This is a genomic window from Actinokineospora alba, from assembly GCF_004362515.1.
In the GTDB taxonomy this organism is placed as follows: Bacteria; Actinomycetota; Actinomycetes; order Mycobacteriales; family Pseudonocardiaceae; genus Actinokineospora; species Actinokineospora alba.
In genome coordinates, this window is the sequence record NZ_SNXU01000001.1 from 1513913 (window position 1) to 1528587 (window position 14675).

General features: G+C 68.7%; 19 protein-coding genes. 8 read left to right on the forward strand and 11 right to left on the reverse strand.

The annotated features are described in order from the left end of the window. The first annotated feature begins 87 nt into the window (after nt 1-87). The 5 genes from C8E96_RS07235 to C8E96_RS07250 all read left to right on the forward strand — a co-directional run bounded on the left by C8E96_RS07235 (nt 88) and on the right by C8E96_RS07250 (nt 2913). Nucleotides 88-990: an alpha/beta hydrolase gene (locus C8E96_RS07235; RefSeq protein ID WP_166657907.1), complete on the forward strand. Its 903-nt coding sequence runs from the start codon at nt 88-90 to the stop codon at nt 988-990. A gap of 50 nt (nt 991-1040) precedes the next feature. Then, nucleotides 1041-1427: a DUF6191 domain-containing protein gene (locus tag C8E96_RS07240; protein WP_228769948.1), complete on the forward strand. Its 387-nt coding sequence runs from the start codon at nt 1041-1043 to the stop codon at nt 1425-1427. Nucleotides 1428-1615: 188 nt separating this feature from the next. Further along, a complete protein-coding gene (locus C8E96_RS07245) occupies nt 1616-2071 on the forward strand; it encodes a hypothetical protein (protein WP_091376471.1) in 456 nt (151 codons plus the stop codon). Next, nucleotides 2031-2186: a hypothetical protein gene (locus C8E96_RS33130; RefSeq protein ID WP_166657908.1), complete on the forward strand. Its 156-nt coding sequence runs from the start codon at nt 2031-2033 to the stop codon at nt 2184-2186. The genes C8E96_RS07245 and C8E96_RS33130 overlap by 41 nt, the downstream gene beginning before the upstream one ends. 85 nt (nt 2187-2271) lie before the next feature. Then, nucleotides 2272-2913: a DedA family protein gene (locus tag C8E96_RS07250; RefSeq protein ID WP_091376474.1), complete on the forward strand. Its 642-nt coding sequence runs from the start codon at nt 2272-2274 to the stop codon at nt 2911-2913. Here the strand turns inward: C8E96_RS07250 and C8E96_RS07255 are convergent. After that, the gene (locus tag C8E96_RS07255) at nt 2903-3256 is read right to left on the reverse strand and encodes a VOC family protein (RefSeq protein ID WP_091376477.1); all 354 of its coding nucleotides are present in this window, start codon (nt 3254-3256) and stop codon (nt 2903-2905) included. The genes C8E96_RS07250 and C8E96_RS07255 overlap by 11 nt on opposite strands. An 80-nt stretch (nt 3257-3336) precedes the next feature. Next, a complete protein-coding gene (locus tag C8E96_RS07260; protein ID WP_091376480.1) occupies nt 3337-3954 on the reverse strand; it encodes a nucleoside/nucleotide kinase family protein in 618 nt (205 codons plus the stop codon). Nucleotides 3955-4032: 78 nt separating this feature from the next. Here C8E96_RS07260 and C8E96_RS07265 point away from each other — a divergent pair, with 78 nt between their 5' ends. Continuing rightward, nucleotides 4033-5031 carry a LacI family DNA-binding transcriptional regulator gene (locus tag C8E96_RS07265; RefSeq protein WP_091376483.1) on the forward strand — a complete coding sequence of 333 codons (999 nt, stop codon included), beginning with the start codon at nt 4033-4035 and terminating at the stop codon, nt 5029-5031. A gap of 85 nt (nt 5032-5116) precedes the next feature. After that, nucleotides 5117-5446, forward strand: coding sequence for an ATP-binding protein (locus tag C8E96_RS07270; protein WP_133794238.1), 330 nt, complete (start codon nt 5117-5119; stop codon nt 5444-5446). Here the strand turns inward: C8E96_RS07270 and C8E96_RS07275 are convergent. Then, nucleotides 5432-6175 carry an SDR family oxidoreductase gene (locus C8E96_RS07275; protein WP_091376489.1) on the reverse strand — a complete coding sequence of 248 codons (744 nt, stop codon included), beginning with the start codon at nt 6173-6175 and terminating at the stop codon, nt 5432-5434. The genes C8E96_RS07270 and C8E96_RS07275 overlap by 15 nt on opposite strands. Next, nucleotides 6172-7305 (reverse strand): glycoside hydrolase family 76 protein, encoded by a 1134-nt coding sequence (locus C8E96_RS07280; RefSeq protein WP_228769949.1) that lies wholly within the window; start codon nt 7303-7305, stop codon nt 6172-6174. Before C8E96_RS07280 ends, C8E96_RS07275 begins: the two co-directional genes overlap by 4 nt. Before the next feature lie 78 nt (nt 7306-7383). Between C8E96_RS07280 and C8E96_RS07285 the strand changes: the two genes are divergently transcribed. Continuing rightward, nucleotides 7384-9525 carry a molybdopterin-dependent oxidoreductase gene (locus C8E96_RS07285; RefSeq protein ID WP_091376492.1) on the forward strand — a complete coding sequence of 714 codons (2142 nt, stop codon included), beginning with the start codon at nt 7384-7386 and terminating at the stop codon, nt 9523-9525. 642 nt (nt 9526-10167) lie between these two features. Here C8E96_RS07285 and C8E96_RS07290 read toward each other — a convergent pair. Genes C8E96_RS07290 through C8E96_RS07320 form a run of 7 tightly spaced genes read right to left on the reverse strand, consistent with a single transcriptional unit; the run spans nt 10168 to nt 14654 of the window. Next, a complete protein-coding gene (locus C8E96_RS07290) occupies nt 10168-10623 on the reverse strand; it encodes a hypothetical protein (protein ID WP_228769950.1) in 456 nt (151 codons plus the stop codon). Nucleotides 10624-10639: 16 nt separating this feature from the next. Further along, nucleotides 10640-11305, reverse strand: coding sequence for a TrmH family RNA methyltransferase (locus C8E96_RS07295; protein ID WP_091376499.1), 666 nt, complete (start codon nt 11303-11305; stop codon nt 10640-10642). After that, nucleotides 11302-11667 (reverse strand): DUF2784 domain-containing protein, encoded by a 366-nt coding sequence (locus C8E96_RS07300; protein ID WP_091376503.1) that lies wholly within the window; start codon nt 11665-11667, stop codon nt 11302-11304. Before C8E96_RS07300 ends, C8E96_RS07295 begins: the two co-directional genes overlap by 4 nt. A gap of 60 nt (nt 11668-11727) precedes the next feature. Beyond that, nucleotides 11728-12291 carry an orotate phosphoribosyltransferase gene (gene pyrE, locus C8E96_RS07305; RefSeq protein ID WP_091376507.1) on the reverse strand — a complete coding sequence of 188 codons (564 nt, stop codon included), beginning with the start codon at nt 12289-12291 and terminating at the stop codon, nt 11728-11730. A gap of 23 nt (nt 12292-12314) precedes the next feature. Beyond that, nucleotides 12315-13133, reverse strand: a complete 819-nt coding sequence (locus tag C8E96_RS07310; RefSeq protein WP_091376510.1) for a phospholipid scramblase-related protein — start codon at nt 13131-13133, stop codon at nt 12315-12317. A 9-nt stretch (nt 13134-13142) separates the two neighbouring features. Next, entirely contained in the window at nt 13143-13922 is a 780-nt protein-coding gene (locus tag C8E96_RS07315) for an SDR family NAD(P)-dependent oxidoreductase (RefSeq protein WP_091376513.1), read from the reverse strand. Between the two features lie 39 nt (nt 13923-13961). Continuing rightward, nucleotides 13962-14654 carry a type III secretion system chaperone family protein gene (locus tag C8E96_RS07320; protein ID WP_091376516.1) on the reverse strand — a complete coding sequence of 231 codons (693 nt, stop codon included), beginning with the start codon at nt 14652-14654 and terminating at the stop codon, nt 13962-13964. Nucleotides 14655-14675: the final 21 nt, after the last annotated feature.

Below are 14675 nucleotides of genomic sequence, written 5' to 3' on the forward strand. Positions count from 1 at the left end.
CTGTGGACCGCCCACGTCGGGGAGGGGCGGTGTGCCATGGCTGTCATGCCAGGTCCCAGCGTGCAGGCTCGTGCTCTATCGCTGTTCATGACCAGAACCATCCGCCCGATCGCCGACCGGATCCAACTTCGCGGAGCGCAGCTGCGCATCGTGCGTGAGGCATTCGACTCGCTTGGGGTGACTCCGCTTCCGCGTGGCACCAAGGTGCGGGCGGTGTCCGAACCGCACGGGTATGGCGACGTCCATGGGCTGTGGATCTGCGCGCGGGAGGCCGACGAGAAGGCCGGTGCGGTGCTGTACCTGCACGGCGGCGGCTTCGTCTTCGGGTCGGTGCGCACGCACAAGCACCTGGCGGCGGCGCTGTCGGCGACCTCGGGTCTGCCGGTGCTGCTGCTGGACTACCGCAAGGCGCCCGAACACCCTTTCCCAGCCGCCGCCGACGACGCGCTCGCCGGCTACCACTGGCTGCTTGACCAGGGCATCCCGGCGAGCAAGATCGTCGTCGCGGGCGACTCAGCAGGCGGTCACCTGACGGCCGGACTGCTGGCCGAACTGACTCGTCAGCGCATCGTCATGCCGGGCGCGGCGGTGCTGCTGTCGCCGTTCCTGGACCTGACCTGCACCCAACTCGACGAACGCGACGCACGGCGTAGAGACCCGTACATCCCACCGAACCGCGCGCGCGAAGCGGCGGCCGCTTACGCGGGCGAGGTGGCGGTGACGCACCCGCGTTTGACGGTCCTCAAAGGAAGCAAGCGGCGTTGGCCGCCCATGCTGATCCAGGTGGGCGACACGGAGTGTCTGCTGGGCGATTCCGAGCGGCTCGCGACGGCCATGCGGATGGCGGGAGCGCACTGCGAGTTGCAGGTGTGGCCGGGGCAGGTGCATGTGTTCCCGGCGTTCTACCCGATCGTGCCGGAGGGCAGGCAGGCGATCCGTTATGCGGGCGAGTTCCTGCGGGAAGCACTGTCGGAGGAACTCGCGGCCTGAGTGCAGGACCGCCATCGGAACTTCCGCATCGGCGCGTCCGTTCGCCGGGTATGGAATGGGTGATCCCGATCCCCGTGCTGCTCCTGGTCGCCGTCGGCGTCTACGAACTGCGCGCGCAGCGGTGGCGGAAGCGGCCGGGGACACCGATCTCCGCGACCTACGTCAACGAGTTCACCGCGATCTTCTACGGCACCAAACGCACGGAACTCGACCACCGCGACTCCATGTCCCTCATGCGCGAGGACGACGCCCAAGGCGCCCCTCCCGGCCTGGGCGTGGATCTCGACCGGGGCATCGTCGTGCTCGAGCGAAACTTCCGCGACCGCGTATCCAGGTCCGAGATCCGCACGGCCCCTTCTCCCACATGGTCCTCTGGAAGCCCTGGCACCGACTCGAATACCGCCGCATCCATGGCAAGGGACGACAAACCGGCCTGACCCGCGAGAAGTGGTTCGTCACCTATCCACGCCGGCGCTGAGGACTTCCTCCGCGCAAGAACGCCCCACCGGGTGACTGCGTCGTCGCCGTCTACCGCACCGGCCACAGCCGCGACGGCGACCGCGGCCCGTTGGGCTCGATCCGAATCAGGTTTGTGCCGGAAGCCGTCCACGGACAACAGTGAGCCGTGCGCATCAACTCCGCGGCGTGGTCGGCGCCGTATCCGTTTCCCGCCGTCGGATGGTCGGCCATCGCGGAGCGCTGTCAGGAGATGGCCGCTGAACACCCCGAGTTCCAGCACATGGCGGACATCGCCGACAGCGTGATCGCCCGCAGGGCCGAAGACCGACTGGCCGGTTTCACTTCCATGCACGACCTCGTCGTGGCCGCCCGGCCGTTGCCGGAAAGGCCGCCGATCGACGTCCTGGTCGTCTGGTCGCCGTCATCTGGTCATGGGGGCACCGGCGGCGTGCTGATCGAGCACCGATCGACCACGGGGCCCGACGATCGGATCTACCGGCCGAGCGACCAAGCCGTGCCATTGTTCTGGCGGTTCGTCGCGGAGAAATTCGCGTTTCACCCGGTTCAGGCATCATCGAAGGATGAGCAAATGGGAGAAGCTGCCGGAGCGGGTCCTGCCTGAGGGCTGGGTCGTCGAGGTTGAGACGTCCGCCCAGGACTCCAGTGTCGCCGCTGACGCGGATGCCGAGGTCAGGGAGGCGCGCAACGTTCTCGAGCGGGGTGGGTGGGGCGTCTGACCCGGCGATTGCGGATGCGACAAGGCCAGATGAATAGGTCTTCATTCCCCTGCGACACCCCCTGCCTCGCACGTAGGGTGACGGCGTGACCCTGGCTACAGGTCTGCTTGATTCCGCCGGCCCGCTGCTGGTCTGGGCGATCGTGCTCGGCTTCGTCTTCGCCGAGTGCGCCTTCATCGTGGGCTTGTTCCTGCCCGGCGACTCCCTGCTGTTCGCCGCGGGCGTCGTGCTGGCGCAAGGGGCCCACGAGCACCAGGCCTGGTGGCTGTCGCTGGCCGCGACGATCGTCGCGGTGGCGGGCAACCAACTCGGCTACTACATCGGCCACAAGACCGGCCACGCGATCATCACCCGGCGCGGTGGCAAGGTCATGAACGAGCACAACCTGTCCCGGGCCAGGGAGTTCCTGGACCGGCGCGGGTTCTGGGCGATCGTGTTCGCCCGGTGGATCCCGTGGATCCGCACCCTCGCCCCGCTCATCGCGGGCGCCGCCAAGATGGACCCCCGCCGGTTCGCGCTGGCCACCTTCATCGGCGGGCTGGCCTGGGTGCCGACGCTGGTCCTGGCTGGGTACTACGCCGCCGGCCTGATTGATGACCTGCCCTGGCTGCAGACCGCCGCCCTGTGGGGCAGCATCGCATTCATGGTGCTGGGCACCGCGTGGGGCATCTGGCGTTACCGCCAGGAGATGCACAAGCCGGTCGACACCGTGCTGATCACGGAGTAGAGCGCAGCGCCAGCAGGATGCCGTCCGGGTCGCGCACGGCGATCTCGTCGGTCTCCACGGTGAACGGGACACCGAACTCGGCCAGCCTGGACTCCCACGACACCAGCTCATCGACGTGGAACGTCAGGTGGTCCAGGCCCGGTCGGCTCTCGTCGAACGACGCGCGCTCGGCGCCGAGGTGCTGGACCAGGGTCAGGGTGATGCCGAAGCCGTCGAGGAACGCCTTGCGCAGGCCCGGTTGGTCTTCGTGCACCGCGGTGGCGAACCCGAGGACGCGTTCGTACCAGGGGACGCTGCGGTCCACGTCGGTCACCGTGAGAGCGACCTGGCGAACGCCGGGCATCGGACGACCTTCCTTTCGGCGCCGTTCGGGCGGCGGCCTTCCGCCATACTGCCCCAGTCAGGTCACGGTCCGTGCCGTCGTTATTCGATCTTTCGCAGGACGAGATCCGCTGTTCGCGCGGTAGTCGCGACCAGACGGGCGTTGCGCTCGTCCGATCCGTCCGTTCTCGCCGCCGCCTGTTCGGGTGAACGGCCGTGGGCCAGATGGCGTTCGAACAGGCGTTTCCGGCGCAGACCGGGATCGGGGTCGAGGTACCAGACCTCGTCGAGCAGCGGCCGCACCTGCGGCCAGAGCAGCAGGTAATTGCCCTCGGTGACCACGAGGGGAACGTCACAGGTGATCGGGACCGCGCAGGCGATCGAGTCCTCGATCTCGCGGCGGAACTCGGGCGCGTAAACGATCTTGTCGGTGTTCGTCCTTAGTCTGCGGAGCAGGTCGACGTACCCGTCGGCGTCGAAGGTGTCCGGGGCACCCTTGCGGTCGGCTCGCCCGAGCCGGTCGAGTTCGGACTGGGCGAGGTGGAAACCATCCATACCGACGAGGGCCGCCTGCCCATCCAGCGCGGCGACGATCCGGGCCGCCAGAGTCGACTTTCCGGAGCCCGGTGGTCCGCAGATGCCAAGGACACGCCGGTGCCCTGGCAGCGCCAGCGCTTGCGCCCGCCGGACCAGGTCGGCAAAGATCGGCTCTCCCCGCATAATGACTCCTTAACTGCCGATAGGGTCCGCGCGCAAGCGTTTGCAGATGGAGTCGGACAGGACAACGCTGTGGCCACAATGGAGGACGTCGCCAAGTTGGCGGGTGTCTCGATCAGCACCGTCTCACATGTCGTGAACGAGACCCGCGCGGTCGCCGTCACGACGCGCTCGCGGGTCTTAGAGGCGATCGAGTCGACCGGCTACACCGGCAACGCGATCGCCCGGTCGCTGGTCACCGGCGGCACGAAGTCCATCGGCGTGGCCATGTCCCTGCTGGCCAACCCGCACCTGGCCAAGCTGATCCACGCCATCGAGGCCGAGGCCAGCGCCGCCGGCTACACCGTCCTGCTCGGCGACACCCTCGACTCGCCCGACGGTGAGCGCTCCGCGGTGCGCAGGCTGCAGGCCCGCCGGGTCGACGGCATGCTGCTGACCCCGGCGCCCGGCGACACGGCGACGCTCGAACAGCTGGCCCGCACGGATGTGCCCGCGGTGCTGGTCGACCGGGTGTCACACAAGATCAAGCTCGACCAGGTGGGGCCGGAGAACATCCAGTCGACCTCCACCCTGGTCTCGCATCTGGCCGCCGCCGGACACCGCCGGATCGGGTTCATCAGCGGTGTCGAGTGGATGACCGCCAGCGAGGAACGCACGCTCGGCTATCGGCTCGGCCTGGGGCGGGCGGGACTGCGCTGGGATTCGAACCTGGTCGCGGGCGGTGGCGCCACCCCGGAGGACGGCGTGCTGGCGCTGCGCAGGCTGCTGACCGTGCCGGAACGACCGACGGCGGTGATCACCGGAAACGGCGCGATGACTGCGGGCGCGTTCCGGGAGGCGCGGGCGCATGGCCTGGAGATCGGCCGCGACCTGGCCATCGTGGGCCACGACGAGGTCGAGTGGGCCGAGTTGGTGCATCCGCCGATCACCACGATGGCGCACCCGGTCGACGAGATCGGGCGCACCGCCGTCCGGTTGCTGCTCGCCCGCCTCGACGACCGCGACCGGCCGCCACAGACCGTGTTGCTGCCGCCGGAGCTGATGCACCGGGGATCTTGCGGGTGCGGTCCCACGTCGTAAAACGGCGGTAACGGCCACAGTGGACAGCGCGACGTCTCCGAAGGGTCCGGCAACCACGTCGACTCCGGTCCGAAGGAGACGGGTGTTGGCTGAGCTGGCGATCAGTTCCGCGGACGAGTGGCCGGTGGCTCGCCGGTCGCTGAGCAAGTGGCTGTTGCGGCGCGACGTGCCGGAGTTGCTCACCTGCGATGTGGTGATGGCGGCCGAGGAGGCACTCGGGTTGGCCGGTCCGGTGTCGATCGTCGTCGAGGCGTCGGAGACCGATGTGGTGCTGCGGATCGTCGGGCACGGCCCTATTCCGCCGGGTGCGCTGCCGATGCTGCGGGCGTCGGTCGACCGGTTCGAGCTGGTGCGCGAGGGCGACCGGACGACGGTGATCGCGAGTTTTCCCTTACCCCGCTCAGAATCCGCCTGACACCGGCAGTACCGCGCCGGTCACGAAGGACGCCGCCGGGCTGAGTAGCCACACCACACCCTCGGCGATCTCCTCCGGCTCACCGGCGCGTCCGAGCGGGATCTTCGGTGCCAGTCGTTGGGGGCGGTCGGGCATGCCGGCGGCGGCGTGCAGGTCGGAGTTGACCAGGCCGGGGGCGACGACGTTGACCCGGATGCCCTCCGCCGCGACCTCCTGAGCCAGGCCGTAGGACAGGGTTTCGACTGCTGCTTTGCTTGCGGCATAGTGAATCCACTCGCCGGGAGAGCCGCGGCGGGCGGCGGTGCTGGAGATCGTCACGATCGAGCCACCGGGACCACCGTCGCGTGTGGACAGTCGGCGGACCGCTTCGCGGGCGCAGAGGAAGACGCCGGTGACGTTGACGTCGAACACGCGGCGGAAGGTGTCGGCGCTCTGCTCGTCGAGCCTGCCGGGGGTGTTGCCGGTGATCCCGGCGTTGGCGACGAGGGCGGACAGCGGGCCCAGGGTGTCGGCCTGCTCGAACAGGGCGCGGACCTGGGCCTCGTCGGAGACGTCGGCCTGGACGGCGAGCGCCTTGCGGCCGAGCGCTCGGACCTCTTCGGCGACCTGCTCGGCCGCGACGGCGTCGCCCGCGTAGTTGACCACGATGTCGAACCCGTCGCGGGCGGCCCGGCGGCACACCGCCGCCCCGATTCCCCTACTGCCGCCGGTGACAAGAAGAACGCTCATGACCTCATGCTGGCATGGCCTTCCAACGCGGCGGCGGCCTCCATGACCATCCAGCCGGACACCTGCACCGACAGGTCGCGCTCGACCCGGCCGTCCCGCGGGCCGCGCGGGGTGATGGCCGGGATGCCTGGCTCGTCGCCGAACAGCGGGCCGCTGGGGGCGACCGCGCGGTTGCGCCAGGCCTCGTCGGCGGTGGTGAACACCAGCCAGGACGCGAGGTCGCCGGACGCCTCCGGCAGGCGGATGGCCGACAGGGCCAGGTAGCGGGCGAGGATGCCGGCGAACAGGCCGCCGTCGCCGCCGCGCCTGCCGGGCAGGACGCCTTCGACAGCGAGGTGGTGGGCGACGGCGTGGATGGTGCGCTCGGCGCGCTCGGCCCAGATACCGGAGCGGTCGTCGGCGGCGAGTTCGACGCAGGCGCCGAGGAAGGTGCCCTGGTTGTAGGTGTAGACGATGTCGACGAGCCCGGCGATGCCGCCGTCCGGGGAGGTCCGCAGGCCGTCGAAGAGCAGGCCGGTCTCGCGGTCGCGGAGGTAGCCGTCCATCCAGTCGGTGATCGACCGGGCACGCTGGCGGTCGGCGCGGTCCTGGGCGAAGCGGGCGAGCAGGATGGCGGCCGGGCCATTGGCCGGGACGTTCTTGAGGTTGTCGCCGCGCCGCCACCAGATGCCGCCGCCACCGTGGTCGGTCCAGCCTTCGCGCAGGCGCACGGTGATCGCGTCGAGGGCGTCCTCGGTGTCGAGCCCGAGCTCGTCGGACGCGCGGAGCAGGGCGAGGCCGAGCCAGGCGATGTCGTCGTAGTACTCGTTGGTCCACTGGCGGAAGTTGCGCAGGCGGATTCCGCGGACGTGCTGGTGGATGGTGCGCAGCCGGTTGGGCGATGGCGCGCGGACCTGGGCGTCGATGAGACAGTCGAGCAGGTTGGCCTGCCACCAGTAGTTCCAGTTCACCAGGAGCCGGTGGCGCGGGGACGCGGGCCAGGTCGCCACGCCCAGCCGGGTGCCGGGGATCGCCCAGAGTCTGCGCAGGTGGCGGGCCAGCACACCCTGCTCGGCGAAGGCGGCGCGGGCCGCCCACAGTTGAGGTGACTGCTCGGCAGCCCCCTCCGCGTACTCCGTACCCCGGGTCACACACCAATCGTGACGGCTGAATCGTTTCCGAAGTCCCGCGAGAGGGGAGATGTCACCGGGTCGTGGAAAGGTGGGGTGATGCGAACCGAGCAGGTCACGTGCCCGTTGTGTGAGGCCACCTGCGGCTTGGACGTCACCCTCGACGGTGATCGGGTGACCTCCGTCCGTGGCGACGCGGCCGATGTCTTCTCCGCGGGGTTCATCTGCCCCAAGGGCGCCTCCCTGGGCGCGCTGCACCATGATCCGGACCGCCTGCGCACGCCGATGATCAAACGCGACGGTGTGTGGGAGTCGGCCACGTGGGATGAGGCCTTCGCCGAGATCTCGGCGCGGCTGCTCCCGATCATCGCCGAACACGGCAAGGACGCCGTGGCCGTCTACGCGGGGAACCCGTCTGTCCACAACACGTCGACGGCGCTGTACGGGCGGGTGTTCTTCAAGGCGCTCGGGACCCGGAATTTCTACTCGGCCAGCACTGTCGACCAGATTCCCAAGCACCTGAGCTCGGGTTACCTGTTCGGCGATCCCATGAGCATCCCGGTGCCCGACATCGACCGGACGGACTACCTGCTGCTTCTCGGCGCGAACCCGCTGGTGTCCAACGGCAGCCTGATGACCGCCCCGGACATGCGCGGCAGACTCAAGGCGATCCAGGCCCGCGGCGGCAAGATCGTCGTCCTCGACCCACGCCGGTCCCGGACCGCCGAGCTGGCCGACGAGCACCACGCGATCCGCCCCGGCACCGACGCCCTGTTCTTGTTCGCGCTGGTCAACACCCTGTTCGCGGACGACTTGGTCACTTTGGACCACTTGGCCGACCACGTGACCGGCGTCGAGGACGTGCGGGCGCTGGCCCAGCCGTTCACCCCGGAGGCGGTCGAGCCGATCACCGGGATCGCGGCAGGCACCATCCGGCAGCTGGCCCATGATCTGGCCGCCGCACCCAGCGCGGCCGTGTACGGCCGGATCGGCACCTGCGTGCAGGCGTTCGGCACCCTCTCAAGCTGGCTGGTCGACGTGCTCAACGTCTTGACCGGCAACCTCGACCGCCCCGGCGGCGCGATGTTCCCGCTGGCCGCCGCAGGCCAGGCGAACGCCCAGTCGGGCCGACGCCGCGGCTTCGCCCACGGCCGCTGGCGCAGCCGCGTCCGGGACCTGCCGGAGGTGATGGGTGAACTCCCCGTCGCCACCCTGGCCGACGAGATCCTGACCCCGGGCGATGGCCAGGTGCGCGCGCTGGTCACCGTCTGCGGCAACCCGTGCCTGAGCACCCCGAACTCCGCGAGGCTCGCGGATGCGTTGGGACAGCTGGACTTCATGGTCTCGCTGGACGTCTACCTGAACGAGACCACCCGGCACGCGGACGTCATCCTCCCCGGCCCGACCGCCCTGGAACGCCCCCACTACGACGTCGCCCTCTACCAGTTCGCTGTACGGAACGTGGCGAACTGGACCAAGGCCGCACTGCCGACGGACCAGCCACAGGAGTGGCAGACCTTGTTGCGGCTCACCGGAATCATCACCGGAGCGGGCACCGACATCGCCGCCATGGACGACTTCGTGGCGACCCAGTTCGCGGCCAGGACAGGCGTCGAACCGGCAGCGGACCTGACGGGCCCGGAACGCCTGATCGACATCCTCCTGCGCGGCGGACCGTATGACCTGACCTTGGCGGACCTCCTCAACGCTCCCCACGGAATCGACCTGGGCCCGCTGAAGCCGAGGATTCCCGATGTCCTGGCAACCCCGAGCGGCCGAGTCGAACTCGCACCGCCACCCCTGACCGAGGACGTCCCAAGGCTGGTCGCCGAACTGACGAACGTCCAGAGTGGACAGATGCTGCTGATCGGCAGGCGGCAACTGGGCTCGAACAACTCGTGGATGCACAACCTGGAACCGTTGGTACGAGGAAAGAACCGCTGCACAGCCCAGGTGAACCCGGACGACGCCGAACGACTCGGCCTGACCGAGGGCGGCACGGCAACCGTCCGGTCTCGGACAGGGAAGATCGAGGTCCCCGTGGAAATCACGGACACGATCCGCCCAGGCGTGATCAGCATCCCCCACGGCTGGGGCCACGACACGGACGGCGCACGGATGGCGGTGGCGAAGGCCCATGCGGGCGTCAATTCAAACCTGCTGGCCGACGAACTACTCATCGACGCTTTGTCAGGAAACGCGGTCCTGAACGGCATCCCGGTTGAAGTAAGTCCCGGCTAAGGGCTTCGCGCAAGGCCCCGGCCGGGCCACCCCTCAAGAAGAGCCTTCCCCTTAGGCCGCAGGGACGGCTCCACCCCTGCACCCCGCAATGGTCGCCTCCAGCGATGCCCTTGTCCTTGGACCTCCAGACGTTGTCACCCTCAGGGACGGCCTTCCGCCCCTGCAGTTCCCCCTTGCCCCTCGTCCTGGCCGCTTTTAATTCTCGATCATCGGTGTCAAGGGTCGCGCAGCGATCGCGCAGCGACGGCCGTTTACGGCCGCCCTTGACAGCGATGATCGAGAATTAAACAATCGCGCCAGAGGGGCCCACCCACTTCTCTTTGGTACCAACAAGAAGAGTCCCCCTCGGCCATAATTGTTTAACTCTCGATCATCGGCGTCAAGGGCGGCGCAAGCGCCGTCGCTTCGCGATCGGCAAGCCGACCCTTGACACCGATGATCGAGAGTTAAAGATGGCCAGGACGAGGGGGCAGGGGGTAGAGCAGGGATTAAGCATGCTCATTGCCCACTCGCCCAGTGCACCCGGCTATCCCCTTCGGGTTTCCTCGTCCGGGGTGGGGCTATGGGCGGTTTGGTTGGGCTGTGCGCTCGGTTGGGCCGGTGGATGATGCGGCCGACTGGTGGAGTTGGTAATGGCGGTTGCTAGTCGAGCCAGTCCTTCAGGTGTCGGTGTCTACCCAGTCCGGCCGCGTCGAACTCATCCGACTTGCCTGCCTGTCGGACGCCGAGGTGTCGAAGTGCCTGGGAGATCGGGGTTCCCGCTGTGGGGGTCGGCTCGTCCTCCGCCAGGTGGAGCGGCCCGAACACTATGGTCCCGTCGATCCACACCGCAGCCGTCTGTGAGCCGACGCCGCCGAAGTATTCGGCTTCGACATAGGCGGTCGGGCCGACCTGCGACCATGTGGCCAGCCGGTCTGTGAATCCGCACGGCAGTTTCCAGAAGTCGGGGTCTCGCGGTGCCGTTGGATCGGTGACCGAATCGAAGAAGTCGTCAGTGATGGGTAACAGCGCCAGTCCTTGTGCGATGGGAACGATCTTGGTTCCGGTCAGCTCGCCGATTGTGCGGAACAGTGCCTCAGCGGCGATGACGGCCGCCAACTCATAACCCATTTGGTCACCAGGCTTTTGACAGGTCCGCGTGTGTCCGCACCCAAGAGTGCATGACCACGCCCGCTGCCACTCCCGCGTTTATCGACCGAGTCGAGCCGAATTGGGCGATCGACACCAGCAGATCCGCGCCCTCCCGGGCTTCGGCCGTCAGGCCGGGACCTTCCTGTCCAAAGACGAGCACACATTTCCGGGGTAGTTCAGTCGTCTCGATCGGGACCGAGCCGGTTGTGTTGTCGACGCCCACGACCGCCAGGCCGGCGTCTTTCGCATAGGCCAGCAGGGAATCAACCGTGGCGTGGTGGTCGACGTGCTGGTACCGGTCCGTCACCATTGCACCCCGTCGGTTCCACCGACGCCTGCCGATGATGTGGACCGCTCTGGCGGCGAAGGCGTTAGCGGTTCGCACGACGGTGCCGATGTTGTGGTCGTGTTGGAAGTTCTCGATGGCGACATGGAAGTCATGTCTGCGGGTGTCGAGGTCGGCGATGACGGCGTCCCGTCGCCAATATCGGTAGGCGTCCACGACGTTGCGGCGGTCGCCATCAGCCAGCAAGTCCGGGTCGTAGCGGTCGTCGGTGGGCCAGGGGCCTTCCCACGGGCCGACGCCGACCGGTTCGCCGAAGACCCATTCGGTGGGGCCGCTCTCCGGGTCTTCGGGGGGACCGCTCACTTCGCGGGAACCAGCGGTCGGTGCCAGCGGGCGTAAGCACCGACGTAGGACACCACCAACACGATCAACGCTCCGATTGCCACGGCCTGAACATAGTCCTCCGGGAAGAGGACCCCGATGATGTAGTGCTCATTGAAACCCCCTGGCAGATCACCGAGGCCCTGCTGTCTTCGGAAGTAGTTCTCGATCGCCGTCAGCGGGCAGGTGACCGGCAGGACGTTGACGATCACGCCCCAAGCGGCGAAGAAGACGTGGACGAAGATCGACTTGGGCCAGTGCCAGGCGAGGAAGCCGCCAAGGCCGATGTAGAGGAGCGCGATGAAGTGCACGACCATCGTCGCCGCGGCGAGAACACCGGCCATGCGCATCCTCCCGACCCCAGTACCCACCACGGTACCTGCGGATCGGGAGGACGCGCCTGGTCAGAGGCCTAGATCGGCAAGATCGAGCAGCGAACGGTACGGGAGTCCCCTGGCCTCGATGGCTTCGCGGGCCTCGGTGCCGCGGTCGACGACCGTGGCGACGCCGACGACGATCGCGCCCGCCTCCTCCAAGGCGTCGACGGCGGTCAGGACGCTGCCGCCGGTCGTGGAAGTGTCCTCGACCGCCAGGACCCGCTGGCCCCCGACCTCGATGCCCTCGATGCGGCGCTGCATGCCGTGTTCCTTCAGCGCCTTGCGCACGACGAAAGCGTCGAGGACCTCGCCCGCGTTGGCGGCGGCGTGCATCATCGCCAGCGCCACCGGGTCGGCGCCCAGGGTGAGGCCGCCTGCGGCGACGTAGTCCCAGTCGGCCGTGGCCTGCCGCAGCAGGCGGCCGATCAGGGGGGCGGCGGCGTGGTGGAGGGTGGCCCGGCGGAGGTCGACGTAGTAGTCGGCTTCCTTGCCGGAAGCCAAGGTCACGCGTCCATGGACAACGGCTAGTTCGGTGACGAGACGGGCCAATTCGCGCTTGGCGGTCAGGTCGACACTCGGAGCGGTTCGCACAGGTCGTCAGTCTCTCACGTGGTTCAGCCCAGGCCCCTGGTGTCCTGCTTCAACGCCGTGTCGACGGTGAGCGCGGACGCCACGACCATGCTGATCAGGGGGTCTTGGAGCGGGCGGTGGATCTGCAGGACGTAGTTGTCGGCGGTGGTGAACATGGTCTTGGCGATGCCCTCGAACGTCTTGGTGATCCGCGCGACCTCGGCACCGGAGTGGTCGAGCACGGCGAAGTTCCACGCCCGCCAGTTCTCCGCCTGGATGCCGCCGATCTGCTGACCGTTGACCATGAACGAGAAGCGGATCTTGCCGAAGACGTTGTCCTGGACGATCTCGCCGACCGGCTGCCCGTCGGGCCGCTCGACGATCATCCGCGACTTGAACACCTTGCGCGGCCGGGTCAGCGCGAGCACCGGCTGGTGGTTGGCGTCGCGCACCTCGAAGCGGTGGGTGAAGAACTGGTCGTACTCGCCGAGGAACCGCACGACCTTCTTCAGCGTGCTCTGCCCGACCTGCGCGACGAACCCGACTGGGCGCCCGTGCTGGTCGAAGACCGAGTACTCCGACGCCAGCTCGATCAGCTTGACCTTCTGGTTCACCACCAGCACCGGCTCGGTGAACAGCGTCCCGCCGCCCTGCGCGGTCTGACCGACCCCGGCCTTGCGCTGCTGCTCCTTGATCCGGTTCGGGTCGTGGGCGCCTTCGAGCGACAGCTCCCAGGCGCTCGCGTCGCTGCGCGCCTGCTGCTGGGCGGGCTGAGTCCTGGCGGTCCACTGGGTGCCATCCCACCAGCGCAGGAGCGGCGAGCCAGGGCCGTCCGGGTACCAGCCGGGCTGCGGGTTCGTCATGGCCTGAGCCTAGCCGCGGCGGCGTCCCTTGGCGGCCCGCTTCTGCAGGACGCGCAGCAGACCGCGCGGAAGGATCTTGGCGGCGCCGATCAGCGCCTTGTACTGCAAACCCGGGATGGACCGCGACCGCCCGGAGGCCAGGTCGTCGAGGCACTCGGCGGCGACGCGGTCGGCGTCGAGCCAGAGGAACTCCGGGATGGCCGAGACGTCCTCGCCGACCCGCTGGTGGAACTCCGTGTGGGTGAAGCCGGGACACAGCGCCACGACCCGGACGCCGGTGCCCGCCAGCGACGACGACAGCCCCTCCGACAGCGCGGTCACATACGCCTTCGTCGCCGCATAGGCCGGACCGGTGAAAGGGAAGAACCCGGCGACGCTGGACACGTTGATCACCCCGCCGTGACCGCGCTCGATCATGCCCGGAAGCACCGCGTGGCTCAGCCGCATGACCGTCGTCGCGTTGACGTCGAGCTGCGACTGCAGGACGTCGATCTCCGCCTCGGCGAACGGGGTGGCCGTGCCGTACCCGGCGTTGTTGACCAGCAGATCGATCGGCCGGGACGCGTCGGCGAGGCGTTCCTCGACCCGCTTGCGCGCGCGGGTGGTGGCCAGGTCCGCGGTCATGACCTGGGTCTGGATGCCGTGGGCGGCGGTCAGCTCGGCCGCCGTCGCCTTGAGGCGCTCGGTGTTGCGGGCCACGAGCACCAGGTCGTATCCGGCCTTGGCGAGGTTGCGGGCGAATGCGGCGCCGATGCCCGCGGTGGCACCGGTGATGAGCGCGGTAGGCATGCGATCAACCTACTGGGTGGTAATGGCTATGTGGGAGGCTCAGCTGTTGTCGTCGATCTGCCGGACGCTGTGCAGTCCGGGCGACGGCTCGGTCTCGGCGTCGAACGGGTCGACGACGTCGGCGATCTCGCCGATGCCGCGCAGCAGCCGCTCCAGCCGCGACGGGCTGGAGTTGGGCGCGGCGGCGGCCAGGACCCAGCCGTCCTCGATCCAGGCGACGGCGATGTCCGGGCCGATCTCCTCGGTGGCGTCGACCAGGTCCGGGGTGATCAGCGCGCGGGCGCCCGCGATGTCGGAGACGAAGGCGTAGCGCTGGCCGACCGGGCCGAGCAGCTCCGGCATGTGCTCACGCTGGAACGGCGTGCTCGGGATCCACAGCTCGACCACGACCGGATGCACCCGGCGGCACTGGACGGCGACGATGACCGTGTTGACCCGGCCGCCCATCTCCAGGTCGAAGACGTAGACCCGGCGCCTGCCGTCGGCGGTGAACGTCGAGCCGGTGACGACGTCGCGGGCCACGCCGTCGCCGTAGTAGGCGATGGCGCCGCCGTTCCACTTGCTCGGCAGGACGTGGTCGGTCTCGGCGAACTGCCAGCCGCGCAGGGCCGCCCAACGGCGTCGCTCACGGTTTCTCGAGGTGAGACGAGCGCGATCGCGCAGCAAGAAAAGGCCGCCCGCGACGAACGCGACCGCGGCGATGACGAACCAGACCCACGCGGGTATGCCCACGTCTTGCAGCGTAGTCGTCAG

Bases quoted from the DNA above. Each gene is read 5' to 3' on its own strand.
- C8E96_RS07255 (WP_091376477.1), bottom strand. From the start codon at position 3,256: ATGCCCGGCGTTCGCCAGGTCGCTCTCACGGTGACCGACGTGGACCGC.
- C8E96_RS07275 (WP_091376489.1), bottom strand. From the start codon at position 6,175: ATGAGCGTTCTTCTTGTCACCGGCGGCAGTAGGGGAATCGGGGCGGCG.
- C8E96_RS07315 (WP_091376513.1), bottom strand. From the start codon at position 13,922: ATGCCTACCGCGCTCATCACCGGTGCCACCGCGGGCATCGGCGCCGCA.
- C8E96_RS07310 (WP_091376510.1), bottom strand. From the start codon at position 13,133: ATGACGAACCCGCAGCCCGGCTGGTACCCGGACGGCCCTGGCTCGCCG.
- C8E96_RS07300 (WP_091376503.1), bottom strand. From the start codon at position 11,667: ATGGCCGGTGTTCTCGCCGCGGCGACGATGGTCGTGCACTTCATCGCG.
- C8E96_RS07265 (WP_091376483.1), top strand. From the start codon at position 4,033: ATGGAGGACGTCGCCAAGTTGGCGGGTGTCTCGATCAGCACCGTCTCA.
- C8E96_RS33130 (WP_166657908.1), top strand. From the start codon at position 2,031: ATGAGCAAATGGGAGAAGCTGCCGGAGCGGGTCCTGCCTGAGGGCTGG.
- C8E96_RS07260 (WP_091376480.1), bottom strand. From the start codon at position 3,954: ATGCGGGGAGAGCCGATCTTTGCCGACCTGGTCCGGCGGGCGCAAGCG.
- C8E96_RS07240 (WP_228769948.1), top strand. From the start codon at position 1,041: ATGGAATGGGTGATCCCGATCCCCGTGCTGCTCCTGGTCGCCGTCGGC.
- C8E96_RS07285 (WP_091376492.1), top strand. From the start codon at position 7,384: ATGCGAACCGAGCAGGTCACGTGCCCGTTGTGTGAGGCCACCTGCGGC.
- C8E96_RS07235 (WP_166657907.1), top strand. From the start codon at position 88: ATGACCAGAACCATCCGCCCGATCGCCGACCGGATCCAACTTCGCGGA.